The following is a 19,509-nucleotide window of genomic DNA, read 5'->3' on the forward strand; positions in this document are numbered from 1 at the left end:
GACATGTTATAAAAATAGAATTGTTTCATGCGGATTTTAATATTTGTAGGCCAACACTTTTTTTGTAAAGGAATCGGCAATAATCGAATAGCCTTTATCATTTGGGTGTACTTGGTCAAAGAGTAATTCTTTCTTATCATTCGATATTAATTTGCGAATTGGTAAAACGATAGATGGTTGATTTGCTTTTGCAATGGAATAAACGGATTCATTCCAGCCGTCTAAAAACATATCTGCATAACTTGCGATGGAGTCATCGAGTTGTAACGGGTTATAGAGTTCAGAAAGAATGAGTAAAGCATGCGGATTTTGATCTCGGACTGTCTTTACAATATTTTTTACATCTGCTTCAAAATGAGCTTTTTCTTTATTTAACATTTTAATACCGTCTATAACACCGACATCACGATTTAAGCGAAACAAATTATTTCCCCCAATATTAATTGTAATAATATTGGCTGCTCTAATTTTTTGCTTTACATCTTCTGATTGAACTTTTTTAGCGAGACGATCTGTTGTAAGGCCGTTTATTCCAAGGTTTTCTACAGTAATTGGTTTATGAATTTGTGCTTCTATTTGTTTAGAGGCTAATTCAGCAAATCCGCCTTGTGTCGATCCATATCCTTTGGCGAGCGAATCACCTAGTACGAGATGATAAAAGGAATCGTTTGTTTGCTTATCAATCCAACTTGGAGTAGATGTTTTTTCTGTTTTTTCTTCGGGTTCATTTTGTTTTGTCTCATCGTTCTTTTCAAAATAAGAATAAGAAATGATTAGAAGGAGGAGACAAACAATTGTTAAGATGACTTTTTTCATAAATTCATCCTCCTTGTAATTGGTAATTGTATCATATTCAGCAGTATTAACAATGTAAGGGCATATTATATGTTTATGAAAAGTTTACAATAACTTTACAGAAAATTTGTAGAAGTATGTCAAAAAATATTGACGATATGAAAGTACATTATATATGATAATGTCAGATAAGGTGAAATTTTAATTAGTAGGGCTTTATTTCCCGATGAGTAAAATCTCACCAATCGAGCGTTTAAGAGGACTACTCATTAGCGCAGGATGAAATGAAAATCTTATCTCCAATAGAAGAAAAAAGGTATGTGATTAGAGACGGATTCATTTCATTATTTTTGGTAATTGTATAAGGGGGATTTTTTGTGAAAAAGTCAAAAAAAATGCTAGCTGGAGCAACTCTTGCTATTGGTGTTATAGCGCCGCAAGTATTGCCAGCAACAGCTCATGCGGATGAGCAAACTGGGGAGAGTACGGTTAACTTACGAATTCTAGAAACATCAGATATTCACGTTAACTTAATGAATTACGATTATTATCAAACGAAAACAGATAATAAGGTAGGTCTCGTGCAAACTGCAACACTTGTGAATAAAGCGCGTGAAGAAGCGAAGAACTCTGTCCTATTTGATGATGGGGATGCATTACAAGGGACACCGCTTGGAGATTATGTAGCGAATAAAATAAATGATCCGAAGAAGCCTGTGGATCCTAGTTATACACACCCATTATATCGTTTAATGAATTTAATGAAGTATGACGTCATCTCTCTTGGGAATCATGAATTTAACTACGGTTTAGATTATTTAAACAAAGTAATTAGTAAAACAGAATTCCCGGTTATTAACTCAAACGTCTATAAAGATGATAAAGATAATAATGAAGAGAATGATCAAAATTACTTTAAACCATATCATGTTTTTGAAAAAGAAGTAGAAGATGAATCAGGTCAAAAACAAAAAGTGAAAATTGGCGTAATGGGGTTTGTTCCACCTCAAGTTATGAACTGGGATAAAGCAAATTTAGAAGGAAAAGTGAAAGCAAAAGATATAGTTGAAACAGCGAAAAAAATGGTGCCAAAAATGAAAGCAGAAGGTGCAGATGTTATCGTTGCACTAGCGCATTCAGGTGTTGATAAGAGTGGATACAACGTTGGCATGGAAAACGCATCGTATTATTTAACAGAAGTTCCTGGTGTAGATGCAGTATTAATGGGACATTCACATACTGAAGTGAAGGACGTATTTAATGGTGTTCCAGTTGTAATGCCTGGTGTCTTTGGAAGTAACTTAGGCATTATTGATATGCAATTGAAAAAAGTAAATGGAAAATGGGAAGTACAAAAAGAGCAATCGAAGCCGCAACTTCGTCCGATTGCTGATAGTAAAGGAAACCCACTTGTACAATCTGATCAAAATTTAGTTAATGAAATTAAAGATGATCACCAAGCGACAATTGATTATGTGAATACTGCCGTAGGAAAAACGACAGCGCCAATTAATAGTTATTTCTCATTAGTACAGGATGATCCTTCTGTACAACTTGTGACAAATGCACAAAAATGGTATGTAGAAAAGTTATTTGCTGAAAATGGACAGTACAGCAAATATAAAGGAATTCCAGTTTTATCTGCAGGAGCACCATTTAAAGCAGGTGGCCGAAACGGTGCTACATATTATACGGATATTCCAGCTGGAACGTTAGCAATTAAAAACGTAGCAGATTTATATGTATATCCAAATACGTTATATGCTGTAAAAGTAAATGGGGCACAAGTGAAAGAATGGCTTGAAATGTCTGCAGGTCAGTTTAATCAAATTGATCCAAAGAAAACAGAAGAACAGCCGTTAGTAAATATAGGCTATCCTACATATAACTTCGATATTTTAGATGGCTTAAAATACGAAATTGATGTAACACAACCGGCGAAATACGATAAAGATGGAAAAGTTGTAAATGCAAATACGAATCGTATTGTAAATATGACATATGAAGGGAAGCCAGTAGCTGACAATCAAGAGTTCATCGTCGCTACAAATAACTATCGCGGAAGCAGCCAAACGTTCCCAGGTGTAAGTAAAGGGGAAGTTGTATACCAGTCACAAGATGAAACGCGTCAAATTATTGTGAAGTATATGCAAGAAACACCAGTTATTGATCCAGCAGCAGATAAAAATTGGACGTTTAAACCGATTGTTGCCGATAAATTACATACAACATTCGATTCTTCACCAAATGCACAAAAGTATATAAAGAAAGATGGAAAAATATCATATGTTGGACCATCTGAAAATGAATTTGCTAAATATGCAATTGATATAACGAAGAAGAACGATGATGATAAGGAAACTGGTGGAGAGAATCCAACAACACCACCAACAGGTGAAGGAGATAATGGAGGAAATCCGACGACACCACCAACAGGTGAAGGGAATAACGGAGAGAATCCAACGACACCACCAACAGGTGAAGGAAATAATGGAGAAAATCCGACGACACCACCAACAGATGAAGGTAATAATGCAGGATCTGGACAAACTACAACGGATAATCAAAATGCAAAAGAAACAACAACTGTAAGTGAAAAGAAAGAAGAACGTGATTTACCGAAAACAGGTACAAGTGTTGCTTCTACAATTGGAGCTGGATTGGCATTTATTGGAGCTGGATTCCTTCTGTTATTTAGAAGAAAAAAAGCAAATAGATAGTGGAGAAATATAAAAAGGATTACCGATTCAGGTAATCCTTTTTAATATATTATGAAAGTGTTACTGCTTTTTCTTTCTTCCATGAAAGGCCAAATCCAGTAAAGCCGACGATAATCGTTACGACTGGACAAGCTAAGCAGAAGATTGCGAATGGAACGTAATCAAAAGTTGGAACGCCAAGGACGTTCGATAAGAACACGCCACTTACTCCCCATGGTACGAGCGGGTTAATAACTGTACCTGCATCTTCTAATACACGTGATAAATTACGACGTTCTAAACCGACTTCATCATATTTATTAGCGAATGCTTGTCCTGTTAAAACGATAGATAAGTACTGCTCACCAAGTAAGAAGTTCACACCGATTGCAGTTGAAGCAGTAGAAATAATTAAGCGTGTGCTAGTTTTTACGAAGCTAGAGATGATATTCATTAGCTGCGTAATAATACCCATTCCTTGTAATAATCCTCCCATACAAAGAGCTAGGAAAATAAGAGCGATTGACATCATCATACTTTGCAGGCCGCCGCGAGATAATAAGCTATCAATATCTTTCATACCAGTTTTAGAAACGTAACCGTCTTGCATAATTTTCATTAAATCAGTTAAAGAAGTACTAGGTTTAAATATAAAGAGGATAATGATTCCTACTATAATTCCAGCAAGTAATGTTGGAACTGCTGGAACTTTTTTAAATGCGAATAGGAACAGTAATAAAATTGGAATAAGTGTAAAGATAGAAATCGTTGCATTTTTCTCTAATGCGCTAATGAAGTTTGTGAAGTCAACGTCTCCACTAGTACCGCTTCCTAAAATGAAAAATGCGATAAAAGCAATAATGAAAGCTGGAACTGTTGTCCAAAGCATGTTACGAATATGCTCAAATAAATCTACACCCGTTACAGCTGGCGCTAAGTTTGTTGTATCAGATAAAGGAGACATTTTATCTCCAAAGAATGCACCAGAAATAATTGCACCAGCGATTAGAGCAGGATCGTATCCGAGAGCACTACCCATGCCCATAAAGGCAAGTCCTACAGTTGCGGCAGTTGTAAAGGCACTACCGATACTTGTTCCAACAATTGCACAAACAACAAAAACAGTTGGAATGAAAATTTTTGGAGATACAAGCTGGAAGCCGTATACCATTAAAGTTGGAATTGTTCCAGCAGCGATCCAAACACTAATTAATACGCCTACAAGTAAGAATATAAAAATAGATGGAATACCAGCTGAAATACTACTTATCATTCCTTTTTCCATCGTAGACCAATCAATTTTTTTCATAAATCCAAATGCTAATAAAAGAACGATACCAAATAAAATTGGGATGTGTGGTGAAACTTCTAATTTGATAACACTAAAGCCAATGCAGAAAAAGATAAATACTGTTAAAAGAACAGATTCAATTTTTGAAACCATTGTTTTCCCCTCCTAAGTAATCTAAAATAGCTCTTTTTTATATAAAATTCGCCAATATTGTTTATTTCCTTCTAAATTTTAGAATTTTGTGACAAATTACCGGTAATTGTTGTTTCTTTAATATGATACGGAAATGATTGGATAAAAAAACGTCCCTGCATATAATTATGCAGGGACGAAGAAATCGCGGTACCACCCTAGCTTGTGAAATGAATGTATCACAAAATAAAGGGTCGTATGGTATGCGCTAATAAAATAAAAACGCCCCTGCAATATATGCAGGGACGAAAAATTCGCGGTACCACCCTAAATTGTGAAACAGTGTCGTTTCACCACTCTTTAGATATAACGGTCTATAACCGTCTTTCACTACTCCTTACGTTTCGCAAAAGAAGCTCCAGGGGGTAATTCATAATTCGCTCTGTACTGGTTCGCACCGACCACCAGCTCTCTGAAATCAGAAATCGAAATACTACTAAATCCTATCAATGCCGATTCATATGATGTTAGTTAAATTTTTATCATATATTCGTCTCACATGTCAATAAAAATATTCAATAATTTTTTAGGGAAATAAAGGAGAACGATTTTAATCCTGGGAAAATGTGCGTTATAATGAATTTGAAAGGGGAGGAAAGAGTGAAGAAAAAAATAATTCTTTTTACCACTTTACTAGTCATTGGCGGAAGTGCTGGAATTTACACAGCTTTTGCAGCTGAATCAGAGCAGGCGAAGCAAAAGCAAATACAGCAGTTAGAAGTGAAGAAAGCGAAAGAAGCTGAAGAGAAGAAGTCGATGGAGAAAGCAGCTACGAAACTAGGGGTTTCTATGGAAGGGAAAACAAAAGAAGAGGTTGCGAAAGAAGTAAATACCGCAAGATTTGAGAAGCGCCATGATTTATTGATTGAACATGCAAAACAACTTGGAATTGAAACAGAAGGAAAAAAAGATGAAGAGATTATTTTAGAAATCGGAAAGATACAACATGGAAAGTAGAACAACTTATCGTATGATAAGTTGTTCTTTTTTAAGAACTACTTGATTTGAAAATAATTGACAGTCATTTAGTTTTAATGTTAACTATATTTATAAACTAGTTAACATTAGGGGTGACAATTGTGACTTTTAGTAAGAGTACGACTGACAAACCATCATATACATATGAAGAATTATCGGAGAAAAATAAAGCCTATGTATGGCATCCGTTTACACAAATGAAGGATTATTTAGAAGAAGATCCTGTCATTATTGAACGGGGAGAGGGAAGAAAGCTATACGATGTAAATGGAAACGAATATTGGGACGGTGTTTCGTCTATTTGGTTAAATGTTCATGGACATCAAGTACCGGAACTAGATGAGGCAATTCGTAAACAATTAAATAAAATTTCCCATTCTACTATGCTAGGGCTTGCTAACGTTCCATCTATTTTATTAGCCGAAAAAATAATTGAAGTTGTACCAGAAGGTTTGAAGAAAGTGTTTTATTCAGACTCCGGTTCTAGCGCCGTTGAAATTGCAATTAAGATGGCCTTTCAATATTGGCAGCATAAAGGAAAACCGAAGAAACAAAGATTTGTTACATTAAAAGAAGCGTATCATGGTGACACAATTGGAGCTGTTTCAGTAGGAGCAATAGACTTGTTTCACCAAGTGTATAGTTCGCTTTTATTTGAAGCAATTAAAATGCCTTATCCATATACATATCGTTCTCCTTATGGAAATAATAAGGAGGAAATTGTAAAAAAACATTTAGAAGAAATGGAAGAGCTGCTGAAAGATAAACATGAAGAAATTGCGGCGATTATTGTAGAACCTTTAATGCAAGGTGCTGGCGGTATGATTACAATGCCAAAAGGATACTTAAAAGGGCTACGTAATTTATGTACAAAATATAATGTTCTATTTATTACAGACGAGGTAGCGACTGGATTTGGGCGTACTGGAAAAATGTTTGCATGTGAACATGAAAATGTAACGCCGGATATTTTGACAGCCGGAAAAGGTTTAACAGGCGGATATTTACCAGTTGCAATTACTGTAACGACAGATGAAATTTATAAAGCCTTTTTAGGAGGCTATGAAGAACAAAAAACATTTTTCCACGGACATAGTTATACAGGGAATCCGTTAGGGTGTGCGGTAGCAATTGCGAATCTAGAACTATACGAGAAAACAAATTTAATAGAAGAGGTGGCACGTAAAACAGAATATGTGGCGACGCAATTAGAAGACCTCTTTGCATATAAACATGTAGGGGATATTCGTCAATGCGGGTTAATGGTTGGAATTGAACTTGTGAAGAATAAGGAAACGAAAGAAGCGTTTGAATGGACAGAGAGAGTCGGTGTTCAAGTATGTAAACGCTCAAGAGAGCTGGGTATGATTTTGCGCCCGCTCGGTAATACGATTGTATTTATGCCCCCTCTTGCTTCTACAATTGATGAGATTGATGATATGTTACGTATTTTGTATAAAGCAATCTCGGATGTTACGGAGGGAGAATAATGAGTGGTTTTTTTATAACAGCAACGGATACTGAAGTGGGGAAAACTGTTGTCGCCGGTGCATTAGCAGGTGTATTTAGAGAACTGGGATATAACATCGGGGTATATAAACCATTGCAAAGTGGACATGTTGCATCAAATCCAGAGGGAGATGCAGCAAGGCTAAAAGCATTATCAGGTGTACCGACAAAAGAAGATGAAATTTGCCCTTACTCTATTGAAGAGCCGCTTGCCCCGAGACTTGCTATGAAAAGAGCTGGAAGGACAGTAACGTTAAAAGAAATTATTCATCACTATAATGAACGATTGAAAGATTTTAATAGTCTACTTGTAGAAGGAGCAGGTGGGTTAGCTGTTCCATATACAGAGGACGCTTTAGTAATTGATTTCGCAAAAGAATTACAACTTCCACTTATTGTAGTAGCACGCCCTACATTAGGAACAGTAAATCATACAGTTTTAACGATCGCTTATGCAAAGGCATATGGTTTAACAGTAGCAGGTGTCATTTTATCTGGCTGCAAAGAATGCGAAATGGAAAGAGTGCATGAAAATAAAGAAATGATTGAAGAGCTAAGTGGGGTACCGGTTTTAGGTTTATTACCATTCTTTGCAGGTGAGTTTACAAGAGAAGAAGTCTTGGAATCTGCTAAAGAATATATAATGATTTCAAAATTAGAGGAGCTTATCCGAAATGAATCAAACGTGGCGCACACATCTTCAATCTAAATTGCAACAATTACATGAGCGAGGGCAGTATCGTAATTTGCATGTAACAGAACAAGCAGAAGAGACATGGCTTATTCGAGATGAGAAAAGGATGCTAAATTTAGCGTCAAATAATTATTTAGGGTTAGCTGGAGATGAAAGGTTAAAAGAAGCTGCTATCGCATGTACAAGAAAATATGGAACTGGGGCGACAGCATCAAGGCTCGTGGTAGGAAACTATTCACTGTATGAAGAGGTTGAGAGAAGTATATGCGATTGGAAAGGCACTGAAAAAGCCTTAGTTGTGAATAGTGGATATACCGCAAATATTGGAGTGATCTCTTCATTAGTGAGTCGTCACGATATTGTGTTTAGTGACAAATTAAATCACGCAAGTATTGTTGATGGAATTATATTAAGTGGAGCAGAGCATAAAAGGTATCGTCATAATGATTTGGATCATTTAGAGAAGTTGTTGAAAACAGCGTCACCTGAAAAGCGGAAATTAATCGTAACAGATACTGTTTTTAGTATGGATGGTGATACTGCGTATTTAAGGGAGTTAGTAGAGCTGAAAGAGAAATACGGGGCAATTCTTATAGTTGATGAAGCACATGCGAGTGGAATATATGGAATTGGCGGAGCTGGATTATCTCATATAGAAGAAGATCTTGCTCAAAAAATAGATATACATATGGGGACGTTTAGTAAGGCTTTAGGGTGTTATGGTGCGTATTTGACAGGTGATGCAATTTATATAGAGTATTTACACAATATGATGAGAAGTTTTATTTTTACTACTGCATTACCACCAGGAACATTAGGAGCGGTACAAAAAGCAATTGAAATTGTAAAAGAAGATAATGAAAGAAGAGAGAGACTTATAGAGAATGGAGCATATTTCAGAAACCATTTACGAGAAGCTGGTTTTGATATTGGAAATAGCTCAACTCACATTGTACCGATTGTAGTCGGTTCAAATGAAACAGCGTTACGGTTTAGTAAAAGGTTGCAACAGGTAGGGATTGCTGCAATTGCAATTCGTCCACCAACGGTTCCAGTTAATAGTTCACGGGTCCGTTTTGCAGTTACGTCCCAACATACAACAGCTGATTTGCAATGGGCTATTCACCATATTATACGCATTGGTAAAGAAGAGGGGTTTTTCGTATGAAAGAGCTAAAGATTATTTTTATTCCTGGGTGGGGAATGGAAGAAGGTGTTTGGACTTTAGTTCTGCCGTATTTTAAAGAGTATTCTGTTCAATGTATCAATTGGCGTAATGTGAAAGAACAAAGTGAATTTGCAGGGCGAATAATAGATGTAGCAAAGGATGAAAATGTCATTTTAGTTGGATGGTCACTAGGGGCGTTAGCGGCAGTTCAAGCACATAAAAAGATTCAGACAAAAGGTATTGTACTAATTGGTGGTACTCCCAAATTTACAAATACGAGCGACTATACGAGTGGATGGAATGCTTTGCATGTAGAGCGGCTGAAAAAGAATGTGGCGAGAAAGAAAGAAGATACGCTCAAGCGGTTTTATGAAAATATGTTTACAAAAGATGAGCTGAAAGAGAATACGAGTTTTGAAGAGATTGCGCTGAATTTTAAAGGAGACTCGATTCAGTCATTACAATTAGGCTTAGATTATTTAATAGAAGCAGATATGAGAAACGAATTAACAGATGTCAAAGTCCCGCTGTTACTTCTTCATGGAGAACAGGATGTGATATGTCCATTATCTGCAGCTCATAGTATGACAGAGAATGCGAATGCTAAGTTAAAAGTAGTAAGTGAGGCTGGACATGCATTATGCGTAACGAATTTCGAATATTGCGCAAATGAAATCATTCAATTTGTAGAGGGGATACGAAATGATCAACAAAACGTTACTACAAAAACGATTTAACGTGGCAGCTGTATCCTACGATCAATATGCAAATGTACAAAAAAAGATGGCGCATTCATTACTTTCTACATTGAATCGGCGATATAGTGCAAATTCATCGATACGTATTTTAGAACTTGGATGCGGGACAGGATATGTTACAGAGCAATTATCAAACTTATTTCCGAAAGCACAAATTACAGCTATTGATTTTGCTGAAAGTATGATTGCAGTTGCGAAAACTAGACAAAATGTAAACAATGTAACATTTTATTGTGAGGATATCGAAAGATTACGACTAGAAGAAACGTATGATGTCATTATTTCAAATGCCACATTTCAATGGCTAAATGATTTAAAACAAGTGATAAGAAATTTATTTCGTCATTTATCTATAGAGGGGATATTACTCTTTTCAACATTTGGGCAGGAAACATTTCAAGAATTGCATGCTTCGTTCCAGCGGGCGAAAGAAGAAAAAAATATACAAAATGAAACATCGATTGGGCAACGTTTTTATTCGAAAAATCAGTTGCGCCATATATGTGAGATAGAAACAGGGGATGTACATGTTTCTGAAACATGTTACATAGAGAGATTTACAGAAGTTAGGGAGTTTCTACATTCTATTCGTAAAGTAGGAGCGACCAATAGTAATGAAGAATCATATTGTCAAAGTCCCTCACTCTTTCGTGCGATGCTTCGCATATACGAAAGAGACTTCACGGGAAATGAAGGGATAATGGCAACGTATCATGCTTTATTTGTGCATATAACAAAAGAGGGGAAGAGATGAAATGAAACAAGTACAAACAAAAAGGGATTGGAAAAAACTTGCATACGACGTAGTAGAAGAGAAAGTGATTACGAAAGAAGATGCAATAGCGATATTAGAGGCTGACGATACAGAGATTTTAGAAATTATGAATGCTGCGTATATCATTCGCCATCATCACTTTGGTAAGAAAGTAAAATTAAATATGATTATTAATACGAAGTCTGGATTATGCCCTGAAGATTGCGGATATTGTTCACAGTCTATTATTTCAGAAGCACCGATTGATAAATATGCATGGCTAACGCAGGAAAAGATTGTAGAAGGGGCACATGAAGCAATTCGTCGTAAAGCGGGTACATATTGTATTGTAGCATCTGGTCGTCGCCCGACAGATAAAGAGGTGAATCACGTAATTGGAGCAGTTAAGGAGATTCGTGAAACGACAGACTTGAAGATTTGTTGTTGTTTAGGGTTCTTAAACGAAGATCAAGCAGGACGTTTAGCCGAAGCGGGTGTACATCGTTATAACCACAACTTAAATACACATGCGAATAATTACGAAAGCATTTGCTCTACTCATACGTATGACGATCGTGTTGATACAGTTCAAAAAGCGAAACAAGCCGGTATTTCACCATGTTCTGGGGCGATCTTTGGAATGGGAGAGACAATAGAAGAGCGAGCTGAAATTGCATTCGAATTACAACGTATAGATGCAGATTCAATTCCATGTAATTTCCTTGTTGCTGTAAAGGGTACGCCGCTTGAAGGACAAAAAGAGTTAACACCAGTAGAATGTTTAAAAGTGCTGGCGATGATGCGCTTTGTAAACCCAACGAAAGAAATTCGTATTTCAGGAGGGCGTGAAATCAATTTACGTTCTGTACAGCCAATCGGTTTATTTGCAGCAAACTCTATTTTTGTTGGGGACTACTTAACGACAGCTGGACAAGAACCGACTGCAGACTGGGGTATGATTGAAGATTTAGGATTTGAGATTGAAGAGTGTGCACTATAAAATAGAAAAAAGCAAACTTGTAAAAGAGTTTGCTTTTTTTTGTAAATAAAATGTAATAAATAGTTGTGAACGTTTGATACTAGTGGCTTTTGAGCGGAAAAAAGAATTTTGGTGGACGAATTTTCCAAGCACCAATTGTACATAGTAAATATGTAATTTATATTGGGTTGGAGGATTTTACATGCACAAATATATATTAGCGATTATGACTTGTCTCATTTTACTAAAAGCAATAAGTGCTGATCCAGTTAAGGCCGCCGAAAATCCTGAACAAAAAGAGATGCAACAACGAATTGAACAACATTTTCGAACGAAAGCTGAACATTTTGGATTGAAAACAGAAGGGAAAGATTTAAAGGAAGTACGAAAAGAAATTACTATTATAGAAGAAGCGAAGAAAAGAGAGAATGTATGGAGAACAGCACAAACGCTTCGTATACAAACAGAAGGAAAAACAATGGATGAATTAATAAAAGATGTACGGAAAAAAGTGAAGAAATAAAAAAGAGGCCGCAGCCTCTTTTTTATTTTTTTATGCCCATTGTTTTGATAAGTGAGCCATTTCAATCGCAGCAACGGCGGATTCATAGCCTTTATTACCAGCTTTCGTGCCTGCGCGTTCAATCGCTTGCTCAATTGTTTCAGTCGTTAATACACCGAAAATAACTGGGATGTCTGTTTGTAGTGATAAAGATGCAACACCTTTTGCTACTTCATTACAAACGTAATCGTAATGTGTTGTAGCACCACGAATGACAGTGCCTAACGTAATAACAGCATCATATTTCCCGCTATTCGCCATCTTTTTAGCGATTAAAGGAATTTCAAATGCACCAGGAACCCAAGCAACATCGATATCAGATTCTTCTACACCGTGACGCTTTAATCCGTCTAAAGCGCCGCCAAGTAATTTACTTGTAATAAATTCATTAAAACGTCCAACAACAACTCCAACTTTTAATCCTGTACCAACTAAATGACCTTCGAATACCATAATAAATCTCTCCTTTAATTATAAGTTTAGTAAATGTCCTAATTTGTTTACTTTCGTTTGTAAATACGTTTTATTCTCTTCTTTTGCTGGCATTTGCAACGGTACACGCTCGATTACTTCTAAATCGTAACCTTGTAAGCCTGCAATTTTTCGTGGGTTATTCGTTAATAATCGTAAATGTTGTAAACCTAAATCTTTTAATATTTGAGCGCCGATACCGTAATCACGAAGATCAGCAGGGAAGCCAAGCTTTTCGTTTGCTTCTACAGTATCGAAGCCTTCTTCTTGTAACTTATAAGCGCGAAGCTTATTAAGAAGGCCAATGCCTCGTCCTTCCTGTCTCATATAAAGAAGAACGCCTTTTCCTTCACGCTCAATTTGAGCAAGTGCAGCATGGAGTTGTGGTCCGCAATCGCAGCGGCACGAGCCAAATACATCTCCTGTTAAGCACTCTGAATGAACGCGTACAAGTACAGGCTCTCCTGTTGAAATATCACCTTTTACGAGTGCGATATGCTCTTTCGAATCTAAGGAATTAGAATAGCCAATCGCATGGAAAGTACCGAAATCTGTAGGTAATGTAATTTCCACTTCTCGCGTCACTAATGTTTCATGGTGGCGGCGATAAGCAATTAAATCTTCTATTGTAATCATTTTTATATCAAATTGTTTTGCGCACTGTAGTAAATCAGGTACGCGTGCCATCGTACCGTCCTCATTAATAATTTCACAAATGACGCCAGCTGGTTCTGCTCCGCAAAGCTGTGCTAAATCGACAGCAGCTTCTGTATGACCAGCACGACGCAGAACACCGCCTTCTTTCGCAATTAATGGAAAGATATGTCCAGGACGACTGAAATCCGCACCTTTTGATGCAGGATTTAATAATTCTTGTATCGTAGTTGCACGTTCGTGCGCGCTAATCCCAGTTGTTGTAGAAACATGATCAATGCTCACTGTAAATGCAGTATGATGCGAATCTGTATTATGAGCTACCATTGGTTCTAATTGTAAACGTTCTGCGTATCCTTCTGTAATTGGTACACAAACGAGGCCGCGCCCATGTGTAATCATAAAGTTAATTGTTTCTGGCGTAATATACTCTGCTAAAGCGATAAAGTCGCCTTCATTTTCACGGTTTTCATCATCACATACGATTACGACTTTTCCTTGTTTTAAATCTTCTAGAGCTTCTTCAATACGATGAAACATCATGCTTCCCCCTTATAGAAATCCGTTTTCTTGTAAAAAGCTTTCGGTCATTGAACCTGTTCGTTTTACTGGTTTAGAAATAAAGCGTTCGATATATTTACCAATCATGTCGCACTCAATGTTTACGATGTCACCGGCGTTCTTTTCCCCAATAGCAGATTCGCTTACTGTGTGCGGGATGAGTGAAATGGTAATGGAAGATTCGTCTATATCAAATATTGTTAAACTCGTTCCATCAACAGCAACGGACCCTTTATGCAAACAATAGCGCAGCAATTCATCAGAAATAGCTATTTTGTAATAGACGGCATTATAGTGTTGTTTTTTGTTTAATATCGTTCCAATGCCATCGATATGTCCTGAAACGAAATGTCCACCGAATCGTCCATTTGCCGCTATTGCACGTTCTAAATTTACTGTGCATTGCGGTTTAAGCATGCGGAGTGATGTTGATTGCATCGTTTCGGGCATTGCATCCACTGTGAATGAAGTTGTTGTGAAACTCGTTACAGTTAAGCAAATACCGTTAACCGCGATGCTATCACCTAAGTGAACATCTAATAAAATTTTATTGGCATGAATCGTTAACTTCATCGCTTCCCCGCTTTGTTGCATGTTTGCAATCGTTCCTAATTCTTCTACAATTCCTGTAAACATTCCGTCACCTCACTTCGGGCATGCGCAACAATTTTTATATCATCGCCAATTTGTTTCATCTTTTGAATTTCCAAGAAAAGTGCATCTTGTAATGTTGAAAAACCATTGCCCCCAAATAAAGTAGGGGCATCATTTCCACCAATTAATTTTGGACTTATATAAGTTATAATTTCATTGAAATACTTTGTTTGTAAGAAACTTGCATGAACGGTTTGCCCCCCTTCGACGAAAAGAGAAAGAATTTGTTTTTCGCCGAGTAGGTGTAAAACATCCTGTATTTCAATCTGTTTCGTTTTCATTTGGAATATAGCTATATTTTCAGATTCATAAGAAGCTATTTTCTTTTTATCTACACCATTACCGACAAAAATCCATGTCGGTGCTAAGCCATCTGTTATGACATGAGAAGATGGTGGCGTTCGTAAATGGGTATCTAAAATAATGCGTATAGGATTTTCCCCTCCGTTAGGAACTCTTGTTGTTAAATGCGGATTATCAGCTATAACTGTATTCACTCCAACGAGAATCGCATCATGTGTATGGCGGTATTGGTGAACATCAGCTCGTGCTTCTTCACCTGTAATCCACTTACTTTCACCGGTTACGGTTGCTGTTTTTCCATCTAAGCTCATTGCTGTTTTTATTGTTACAAATGGACGTTTCGTTTTCATGTAGTGAAAAAAGTAGCGATTTAATAAAATTGCTTCTGCTTCAAGAACACCAGTCGTTACTTCGATGCCAGCTTCTTCTAATCTCCTTTTTCCATTACCAGAAACGAGCGGATTACAATCAAGAGTAGCAATTACAACCCGTTTGACTCCTTTTTTGATGAGCAATTCACAGCAGGGTGGTGTTTTTCCAAAATGGCTACACGGTTCAAGTGTTACATAAACGGTAGCTCCTTTTGCTTTTTCACCAGCCATATGAAGAGCATAGACTTCTGCGTGTTCTTCACCAGCACGCAAATGAGCTCCCATACCGACGATGTTTCCATCTTTTACAACAACAGCACCAACCATAGGATTTGGACTTGTTTGTCCGGATGTTCCTTCTGCTAACTGTAGGGCAATCCTCATATATTCTTGATCTGTCATTCTCTTCACCTCTCCTGAAAAAATCAAAAAACCCCAAGGATTTTATATCCTTGGGGTTTGGGAGACGTGATTTCTAGAAATATAGTTCGAATACGAAAGTATAGGAAAGAAACCTAGCGATGATTGATATTTTGGCATAAGGAAAAAACCTAGCAAAATATCGAATTTTCAAACGCTAGTCGTATCTTTTTATTCCAGTATAGAAACATAAGTATACAAAATAAAACATATATATAGATTTGAATTGAATCTATAAAAATATGCATACTGAAATAAAAGTGTATTCGCTATATAAAATTACTAGAAAACATATCCTTCTCCCATCCAGACTATACTGTCGGCCCTAGAGTTTCACTAGATCCACCGTTTTCGAGTTGAAAACGGGTCACGGACTTAGAAGTTTGCACTTCATCACCGCCGGTTGGGAATTTCACCCGACCCCGAAGGATGTTGTTTGCTCAAATTATAGCACAAAAAAGAAAAAAGGCTAGTAAAAAATGTTCGAATGTGAAGAATTGTGTGAAAATATATGTATGCTGGCATGAGGGCAGAAGTATTAGAAATGTTGTAAGGAGAAGGGATGTAATGGAGTTGATCAAAAGAAAAAACATGCACAAAAAAATGTGCATGTCACATGTGAAATTATTCTGCCTCTGGTGCTCTAACAACAGATTCAAATTTTCCTTTATGCGAAGCATCGCAATAAGGCATATTTTTTGATAAACCACAACGGCATAAAGAAAATGCCGGTTTTGCTGGGAATACATTCCCTTGTGAATCAACTAATTCCACGTCCCCTGTAACGCGAAAAGAGCCATTATCATTTACTTTAATTTGTACTTTAGCCAACGCTATCCCTCCTTCCCAAACGCTTAATTTCATCATATAATCAAGAGAAGTACTTGACAATATGAAAAGAGCACTTTCTTTGGAAGAGAAGAGAGTGTTATAATGTTTTTTATAACTGACTAGAGTAAGGTGACGAAAGATGGATAAACAATTACGTACATTACGAAATATTGCAAATGAGCGCACATGGGCATCATTTTTGAATGATAATCATCCATATAGTTTGTTACATTGGTCCATTGCTGGTGTAGGACAAGAGTCAAAGGATGTTTGGTTACTGCAAGATGAGGTAACATTTCAAACGACAGAATTTCCCACGTTAGATGATGCAATAAAGTGGATTTCTGAAAATATGGAACAAGTTACAGACGTTTTAGCGCAATAAAAAAACAGGCTTATGCAAGCCTGTTTTTTGTTTCTTTTACATATGAGTTTAAAAATTGATCAATGGCTGCTTCATACTCTTCTTTATTTTCGTTATAAGAGCAAGCGTGTGCGCCGTGTTCTGCAATATAAAGCTGTTTATTGTTTTCTTTTGCTTCATAGAGTGCTTTCGTCATATCAGCTAAAATATAATCATCATCTTTACTATGAATAAAGAGGACGGGATTGTTAATGTTTTTTATACAATCGATTGGTGAAACTTCACGAATCGTATAACCGTCACGCACTTTTAAGAAAGCATTTGCTAAAGGTAATAAAGGCCATTTCGGTAAATGGAATTCAACCTTTAAACGGTGCTGTAATTGTCCGTAGAAATCAGAGAAAGGACAATCTGCAATATAGAAGTCAGCACCATCTTCTACAAGTCCTGCGTACTGAAGAAGTGTTGCAGCGCCCATCGATTCACCATGAATACCGAGTATTATATTTGTTCCAAAACGACCTTTTAGCCAGTCAACTACAGATTTTAAATCATGTTTTTCATAGTATCCATAGCTTGTTGTTTTTCCGCCAGTTTTACCATGACGACGATGATCATAAATAACGACATTATATCCTCTGTTTAAAAATAACCTTGCATATTTTACAGAGTTCATTTTATTTACAGTTACGCCGTGACAGAAAATCATAAACTTATTGGAATGACCAGCAGGAATGTAATATCCGTGAAGATCATATCCGAATTGCGAAGGAATATGAATTTCTTCTTTATGAAGAGCATCAAAATCCTCTATACGAAAATGTTTTTTCGTTTCTCTTTCGAGTATTTCTTCCTCTGTTTTTTTCTTTAAGTACATCACCTTATTTGTAAAGAAAATCCCAAGGGCAGTTATCGCACCTAGTATAGTAAACAATGCTGCAAAAAAACGTTTCATACTTTACCTCATCCTCCAAATACCGTTACATGTGATACACTTATATTGTATCACAAGGATAGAAAAGGGGAGAAATAGGAAATGGTGCATATACAAAAAATTACGCCAGCGATGAAGGAAACAATCCGAATGTTCATGTGTGAGAACTGGGGGAGTTCATTGATGGTTTCAGGTGGTAAGGAGCATCAATTAGAAGAGTTGCCAGGATTTGTTGCGCTCTCAGAAGACGGAATAATCGGAATTATAACATATGAATTGATCGGAAATATGTGCGAAATTGTATCGTTAGATAGCTTTGAAGAAAGAAAAGGAATAGGGACAAAACTTGTGGATTGTGTATTACGAGTTGCAGAAGAAGAACAGTGCAGGCAGGTTTGGCTTATAACAACAAATGATAATATGAATGCGTTACGTTTTTACCAAAAACGTAATTTTTTGATGACGAATTTATATGTAAATGCAGTTGAAGAGGCACGAAAAATAAAGAAAGAAATTCCACGCATTGGGTATGATAATATCCCGATTTTACATGAAATTCAATTAGAATATAGTTTAGTGTAATGATGTAACAATTTTCAGAAATATAAGTTATTAACCTTGACGAATATTGTAATTTAGGTTACCGTAAAATTGTAATCTATTACCATATTAAGGGGTGACGATGTGGCAACTATACGTGATGTTGCAAAATTGGCAGGTGTTTCAGTCGCAACCGTTTCACGAGTTATAAATGAAAAAGGATACGTTCATGAGGACACAGTAAAACAAGTAAAGGAAGCAATTGAGGAATTACATTATAGGCCAAATAGTGCAGCAAAGGCACTATTTAAAGAGAATTCAACGATAATTGCATTACTTGTAGATAATCTATATGACCCATCAAACATCACTTTGCTACATTGTATTGAGGAAATAGCGTATAAAGAAGGATATCAAATTATTGTTTGTAATATAGAGAATAAAGATAAATACATACATATGTTGAAGGAAAATAACGTTGCAGGTGTTATTTTGACAAGATCCGTTTTTAAAAGTATAGGAGAAATCCCACTTCCGTTTGTTGTGATTGATGAAAAAAAATCCCATGCAAATTATTATGAAAGTGGCCAAAGAGCGGTCTCTTTATTAAAAGAAAAAGGTTGTCACTTTCTTGCTTATTTCGGTGAGGGCGAAGATAGTGAAGAAATGGAAGAGTACATATCAGGATTTTTAGACGCTGTTTGGGAGGAAGGAATCTCTTATCGAGAAGAATGTGTACAAGGGTATACGAATAAACAGTTTGTTACGTTATTGCAAAACAATCCGTATGTAGATGGAATTGTAACTTCAAGTGATAAGATTACTTTTGAGTTAATTCGAGCAGCAAAAAAATTAAATATCCGTATACCGGATAAAGTGAAAATTATTGGAATGAACGGGAGTATAGACAGTGAATGGGCAGGTCCGTCATTTATGCAAATGGAAAGTTGTATCGAAGAAAATGGGAAAATAGCGTTGCAACAATTAAAAGGAAAAATAAAAAAGTAAAAGGTGCGTCTTATACGCA

Annotated in this window: 20 protein-coding genes, 1 riboswitch and 1 other annotated feature; of the genes, 12 read left to right on the forward strand and 8 right to left on the reverse strand. The window is 36.5% G+C overall.

Annotated elements, in window-relative coordinates; translation table 11 throughout:
* Positions 1-36: 36 nt before the first annotated feature.
* Positions 37-816 carry a GDSL-type esterase/lipase family protein gene (locus tag ACTFRS_RS14855; RefSeq protein WP_139866762.1) on the reverse strand — a complete coding sequence of 260 codons (780 nt, stop codon included), beginning with the start codon at positions 814-816 and terminating at the stop codon, positions 37-39.
* A gap of 356 nt (positions 817-1,172) precedes the next feature.
* Here ACTFRS_RS14855 and cpdB point away from each other — a divergent pair, with 356 nt between their 5' ends.
* A complete protein-coding gene (gene cpdB, locus ACTFRS_RS14860) occupies positions 1,173-3,515 on the forward strand; it encodes a bifunctional 2',3'-cyclic-nucleotide 2'-phosphodiesterase/3'-nucleotidase (protein ID WP_318159113.1) in 2,343 nt (780 codons plus the stop codon).
* 49 nt (positions 3,516-3,564) lie between these two features.
* Here the strand turns inward: cpdB and nhaC are convergent, their stop codons facing one another.
* A complete protein-coding gene (nhaC, locus tag ACTFRS_RS14865) occupies positions 3,565-4,938 on the reverse strand; it encodes a Na+/H+ antiporter NhaC (protein ID WP_000253747.1) in 1,374 nt (457 codons plus the stop codon).
* 277 nt (positions 4,939-5,215) lie between these two features.
* Positions 5,216-5,436 (reverse strand) — a binding site (T-box leader).
* Between the two features lie 141 nt (positions 5,437-5,577).
* On the opposite strand from nhaC, the gene ACTFRS_RS14870 reads away from it, so the two are divergent.
* The 8 genes from ACTFRS_RS14870 to ACTFRS_RS14905 all read left to right on the forward strand — a co-directional run bounded on the left by ACTFRS_RS14870 (position 5,578) and on the right by ACTFRS_RS14905 (position 12,340).
* Positions 5,578-5,934, forward strand: a complete 357-nt coding sequence (locus ACTFRS_RS14870; RefSeq protein WP_139866766.1) for a hypothetical protein — start codon at positions 5,578-5,580, stop codon at positions 5,932-5,934.
* Positions 5,935-6,056: 122 nt separating this feature from the next.
* Complete coding sequence (gene bioA, locus ACTFRS_RS14875; RefSeq protein ID WP_242294452.1) at positions 6,057-7,445, forward strand: adenosylmethionine--8-amino-7-oxononanoate transaminase; 1,389 nt, start codon at positions 6,057-6,059, stop codon at positions 7,443-7,445.
* The gene (gene bioD, locus ACTFRS_RS14880; RefSeq protein WP_139866770.1) at positions 7,445-8,173 is read left to right on the forward strand and encodes an ATP-dependent dethiobiotin synthetase BioD; all 729 of its coding nucleotides are present in this window, start codon (positions 7,445-7,447) and stop codon (positions 8,171-8,173) included. The genes bioA and bioD overlap by 1 nt, the downstream gene beginning before the upstream one ends.
* Entirely contained in the window at positions 8,139-9,326 is a 1,188-nt protein-coding gene (bioF, locus tag ACTFRS_RS14885) for an 8-amino-7-oxononanoate synthase (RefSeq protein WP_242294450.1), read from the forward strand. The genes bioD and bioF overlap by 35 nt, the downstream gene beginning before the upstream one ends.
* Positions 9,323-10,063 (forward strand): alpha/beta fold hydrolase, encoded by a 741-nt coding sequence (locus ACTFRS_RS14890; RefSeq protein ID WP_139866774.1) that lies wholly within the window; start codon positions 9,323-9,325, stop codon positions 10,061-10,063. Before bioF ends, ACTFRS_RS14890 begins: the two co-directional genes overlap by 4 nt.
* Positions 10,029-10,838 (forward strand): malonyl-ACP O-methyltransferase BioC, encoded by an 810-nt coding sequence (gene bioC, locus ACTFRS_RS14895; protein ID WP_139866776.1) that lies wholly within the window; start codon positions 10,029-10,031, stop codon positions 10,836-10,838. Before ACTFRS_RS14890 ends, bioC begins: the two co-directional genes overlap by 35 nt.
* Position 10,839: 1 nt before the next feature.
* Positions 10,840-11,838, forward strand: coding sequence for a biotin synthase (gene bioB / locus ACTFRS_RS14900; RefSeq protein WP_000815866.1), 999 nt, complete (start codon positions 10,840-10,842; stop codon positions 11,836-11,838).
* 181 nt (positions 11,839-12,019) lie between these two features.
* Positions 12,020-12,340 (forward strand): hypothetical protein, encoded by a 321-nt coding sequence (locus ACTFRS_RS14905; RefSeq protein WP_000549778.1) that lies wholly within the window; start codon positions 12,020-12,022, stop codon positions 12,338-12,340.
* 30 nt (positions 12,341-12,370) lie between these two features.
* On the opposite strand, the gene ribH is transcribed toward ACTFRS_RS14905, so the two are convergent.
* The 5 genes from ribH to ACTFRS_RS14930 all read right to left on the reverse strand — a co-directional run bounded on the left by ribH (position 12,371) and on the right by ACTFRS_RS14930 (position 16,644).
* The gene (gene ribH / locus ACTFRS_RS14910) at positions 12,371-12,832 is read right to left on the reverse strand and encodes a 6,7-dimethyl-8-ribityllumazine synthase (protein ID WP_000230898.1); all 462 of its coding nucleotides are present in this window, start codon (positions 12,830-12,832) and stop codon (positions 12,371-12,373) included.
* 18 nt (positions 12,833-12,850) lie between these two features.
* Complete coding sequence (gene ribBA / locus ACTFRS_RS14915) at positions 12,851-14,044, reverse strand: bifunctional 3,4-dihydroxy-2-butanone 4-phosphate synthase/GTP cyclohydrolase II (RefSeq protein WP_087954366.1); 1,194 nt, start codon at positions 14,042-14,044, stop codon at positions 12,851-12,853.
* A gap of 12 nt (positions 14,045-14,056) precedes the next feature.
* A complete protein-coding gene (gene ribE / locus ACTFRS_RS14920) occupies positions 14,057-14,701 on the reverse strand; it encodes a riboflavin synthase (protein WP_440024756.1) in 645 nt (214 codons plus the stop codon).
* A complete protein-coding gene (gene ribD, locus ACTFRS_RS14925) occupies positions 14,683-15,795 on the reverse strand; it encodes a bifunctional diaminohydroxyphosphoribosylaminopyrimidine deaminase/5-amino-6-(5-phosphoribosylamino)uracil reductase RibD (protein ID WP_440024754.1) in 1,113 nt (370 codons plus the stop codon). The genes ribE and ribD overlap by 19 nt, the downstream gene beginning before the upstream one ends.
* A gap of 308 nt (positions 15,796-16,103) precedes the next feature.
* Positions 16,104-16,247: riboswitch (FMN riboswitch) on the reverse strand.
* A gap of 190 nt (positions 16,248-16,437) precedes the next feature.
* Complete coding sequence (locus ACTFRS_RS14930; RefSeq protein ID WP_001151582.1) at positions 16,438-16,644, reverse strand: CDGSH iron-sulfur domain-containing protein; 207 nt, start codon at positions 16,642-16,644, stop codon at positions 16,438-16,440.
* A gap of 139 nt (positions 16,645-16,783) precedes the next feature.
* Between ACTFRS_RS14930 and ACTFRS_RS14935 the strand changes: the two genes are divergently transcribed.
* Positions 16,784-17,029: a YqkC family protein gene (locus tag ACTFRS_RS14935; protein WP_000360809.1), complete on the forward strand. Its 246-nt coding sequence runs from the start codon at positions 16,784-16,786 to the stop codon at positions 17,027-17,029.
* 10 nt (positions 17,030-17,039) lie between these two features.
* Here ACTFRS_RS14935 and ACTFRS_RS14940 read toward each other — a convergent pair whose 3' ends face one another.
* Positions 17,040-17,963, reverse strand: coding sequence for an alpha/beta hydrolase (locus ACTFRS_RS14940; protein WP_242294445.1), 924 nt, complete (start codon positions 17,961-17,963; stop codon positions 17,040-17,042).
* Between the two features lie 81 nt (positions 17,964-18,044).
* On the opposite strand from ACTFRS_RS14940, the gene ACTFRS_RS14945 reads away from it, so the two are divergent.
* Positions 18,045-18,524 (forward strand): GNAT family N-acetyltransferase, encoded by a 480-nt coding sequence (locus ACTFRS_RS14945; protein WP_139866787.1) that lies wholly within the window; start codon positions 18,045-18,047, stop codon positions 18,522-18,524.
* A 102-nt stretch (positions 18,525-18,626) separates the two neighbouring features.
* Positions 18,627-19,490: a LacI family DNA-binding transcriptional regulator gene (locus ACTFRS_RS14950; protein WP_139866789.1), complete on the forward strand. Its 864-nt coding sequence runs from the start codon at positions 18,627-18,629 to the stop codon at positions 19,488-19,490.
* Positions 19,491-19,509 lie beyond the last annotated feature (19 nt).

Origin of the sequence: Bacillus cereus group sp. MYBK139-1, from assembly GCF_051916915.1 — a bacterium.
Classification (GTDB): Bacteria; Bacillota; Bacilli; order Bacillales; family Bacillaceae_G; genus Bacillus_A; species Bacillus_A pacificus.

Excerpts from the sequence above, each read along its gene's own strand:
- bioD (WP_139866770.1), top strand. The coding sequence starts at position 7,445 with ATGAGTGGTTTTTTTATAACAGCAACGGATACTGAAGTGGGGAAAACT.
- nhaC (WP_000253747.1), bottom strand. The coding sequence starts at position 4,938 with ATGGTTTCAAAAATTGAATCTGTTCTTTTAACAGTATTTATCTTTTTC.
- ribD (WP_440024754.1), bottom strand. The coding sequence starts at position 15,795 with ATGACAGATCAAGAATATATGAGGATTGCCCTACAGTTAGCAGAAGGA.
- ribBA (WP_087954366.1), bottom strand. The coding sequence starts at position 14,044 with ATGTTTCATCGTATTGAAGAAGCTCTAGAAGATTTAAAACAAGGAAAA.
- ACTFRS_RS14940 (WP_242294445.1), bottom strand. The coding sequence starts at position 17,963 with ATGAAACGTTTTTTTGCAGCATTGTTTACTATACTAGGTGCGATAACT.
- bioB (WP_000815866.1), top strand. The coding sequence starts at position 10,840 with ATGAAACAAGTACAAACAAAAAGGGATTGGAAAAAACTTGCATACGAC.
- ACTFRS_RS14945 (WP_139866787.1), top strand. The coding sequence starts at position 18,045 with ATGGTGCATATACAAAAAATTACGCCAGCGATGAAGGAAACAATCCGA.
- bioC (WP_139866776.1), top strand. The coding sequence starts at position 10,029 with ATGATCAACAAAACGTTACTACAAAAACGATTTAACGTGGCAGCTGTA.
- ribE (WP_440024756.1), bottom strand. The coding sequence starts at position 14,701 with ATGTTTACAGGAATTGTAGAAGAATTAGGAACGATTGCAAACATGCAA.
- ACTFRS_RS14855 (WP_139866762.1), bottom strand. The coding sequence starts at position 816 with ATGAAAAAAGTCATCTTAACAATTGTTTGTCTCCTCCTTCTAATCATT.
- bioF (WP_242294450.1), top strand. The coding sequence starts at position 8,139 with ATGAATCAAACGTGGCGCACACATCTTCAATCTAAATTGCAACAATTA.
- ACTFRS_RS14935 (WP_000360809.1), top strand. The coding sequence starts at position 16,784 with ATGGATAAACAATTACGTACATTACGAAATATTGCAAATGAGCGCACA.
- ribH (WP_000230898.1), bottom strand. The coding sequence starts at position 12,832 with ATGGTATTCGAAGGTCATTTAGTTGGTACAGGATTAAAAGTTGGAGTT.
- ACTFRS_RS14890 (WP_139866774.1), top strand. The coding sequence starts at position 9,323 with ATGAAAGAGCTAAAGATTATTTTTATTCCTGGGTGGGGAATGGAAGAA.
- ACTFRS_RS14905 (WP_000549778.1), top strand. The coding sequence starts at position 12,020 with ATGCACAAATATATATTAGCGATTATGACTTGTCTCATTTTACTAAAA.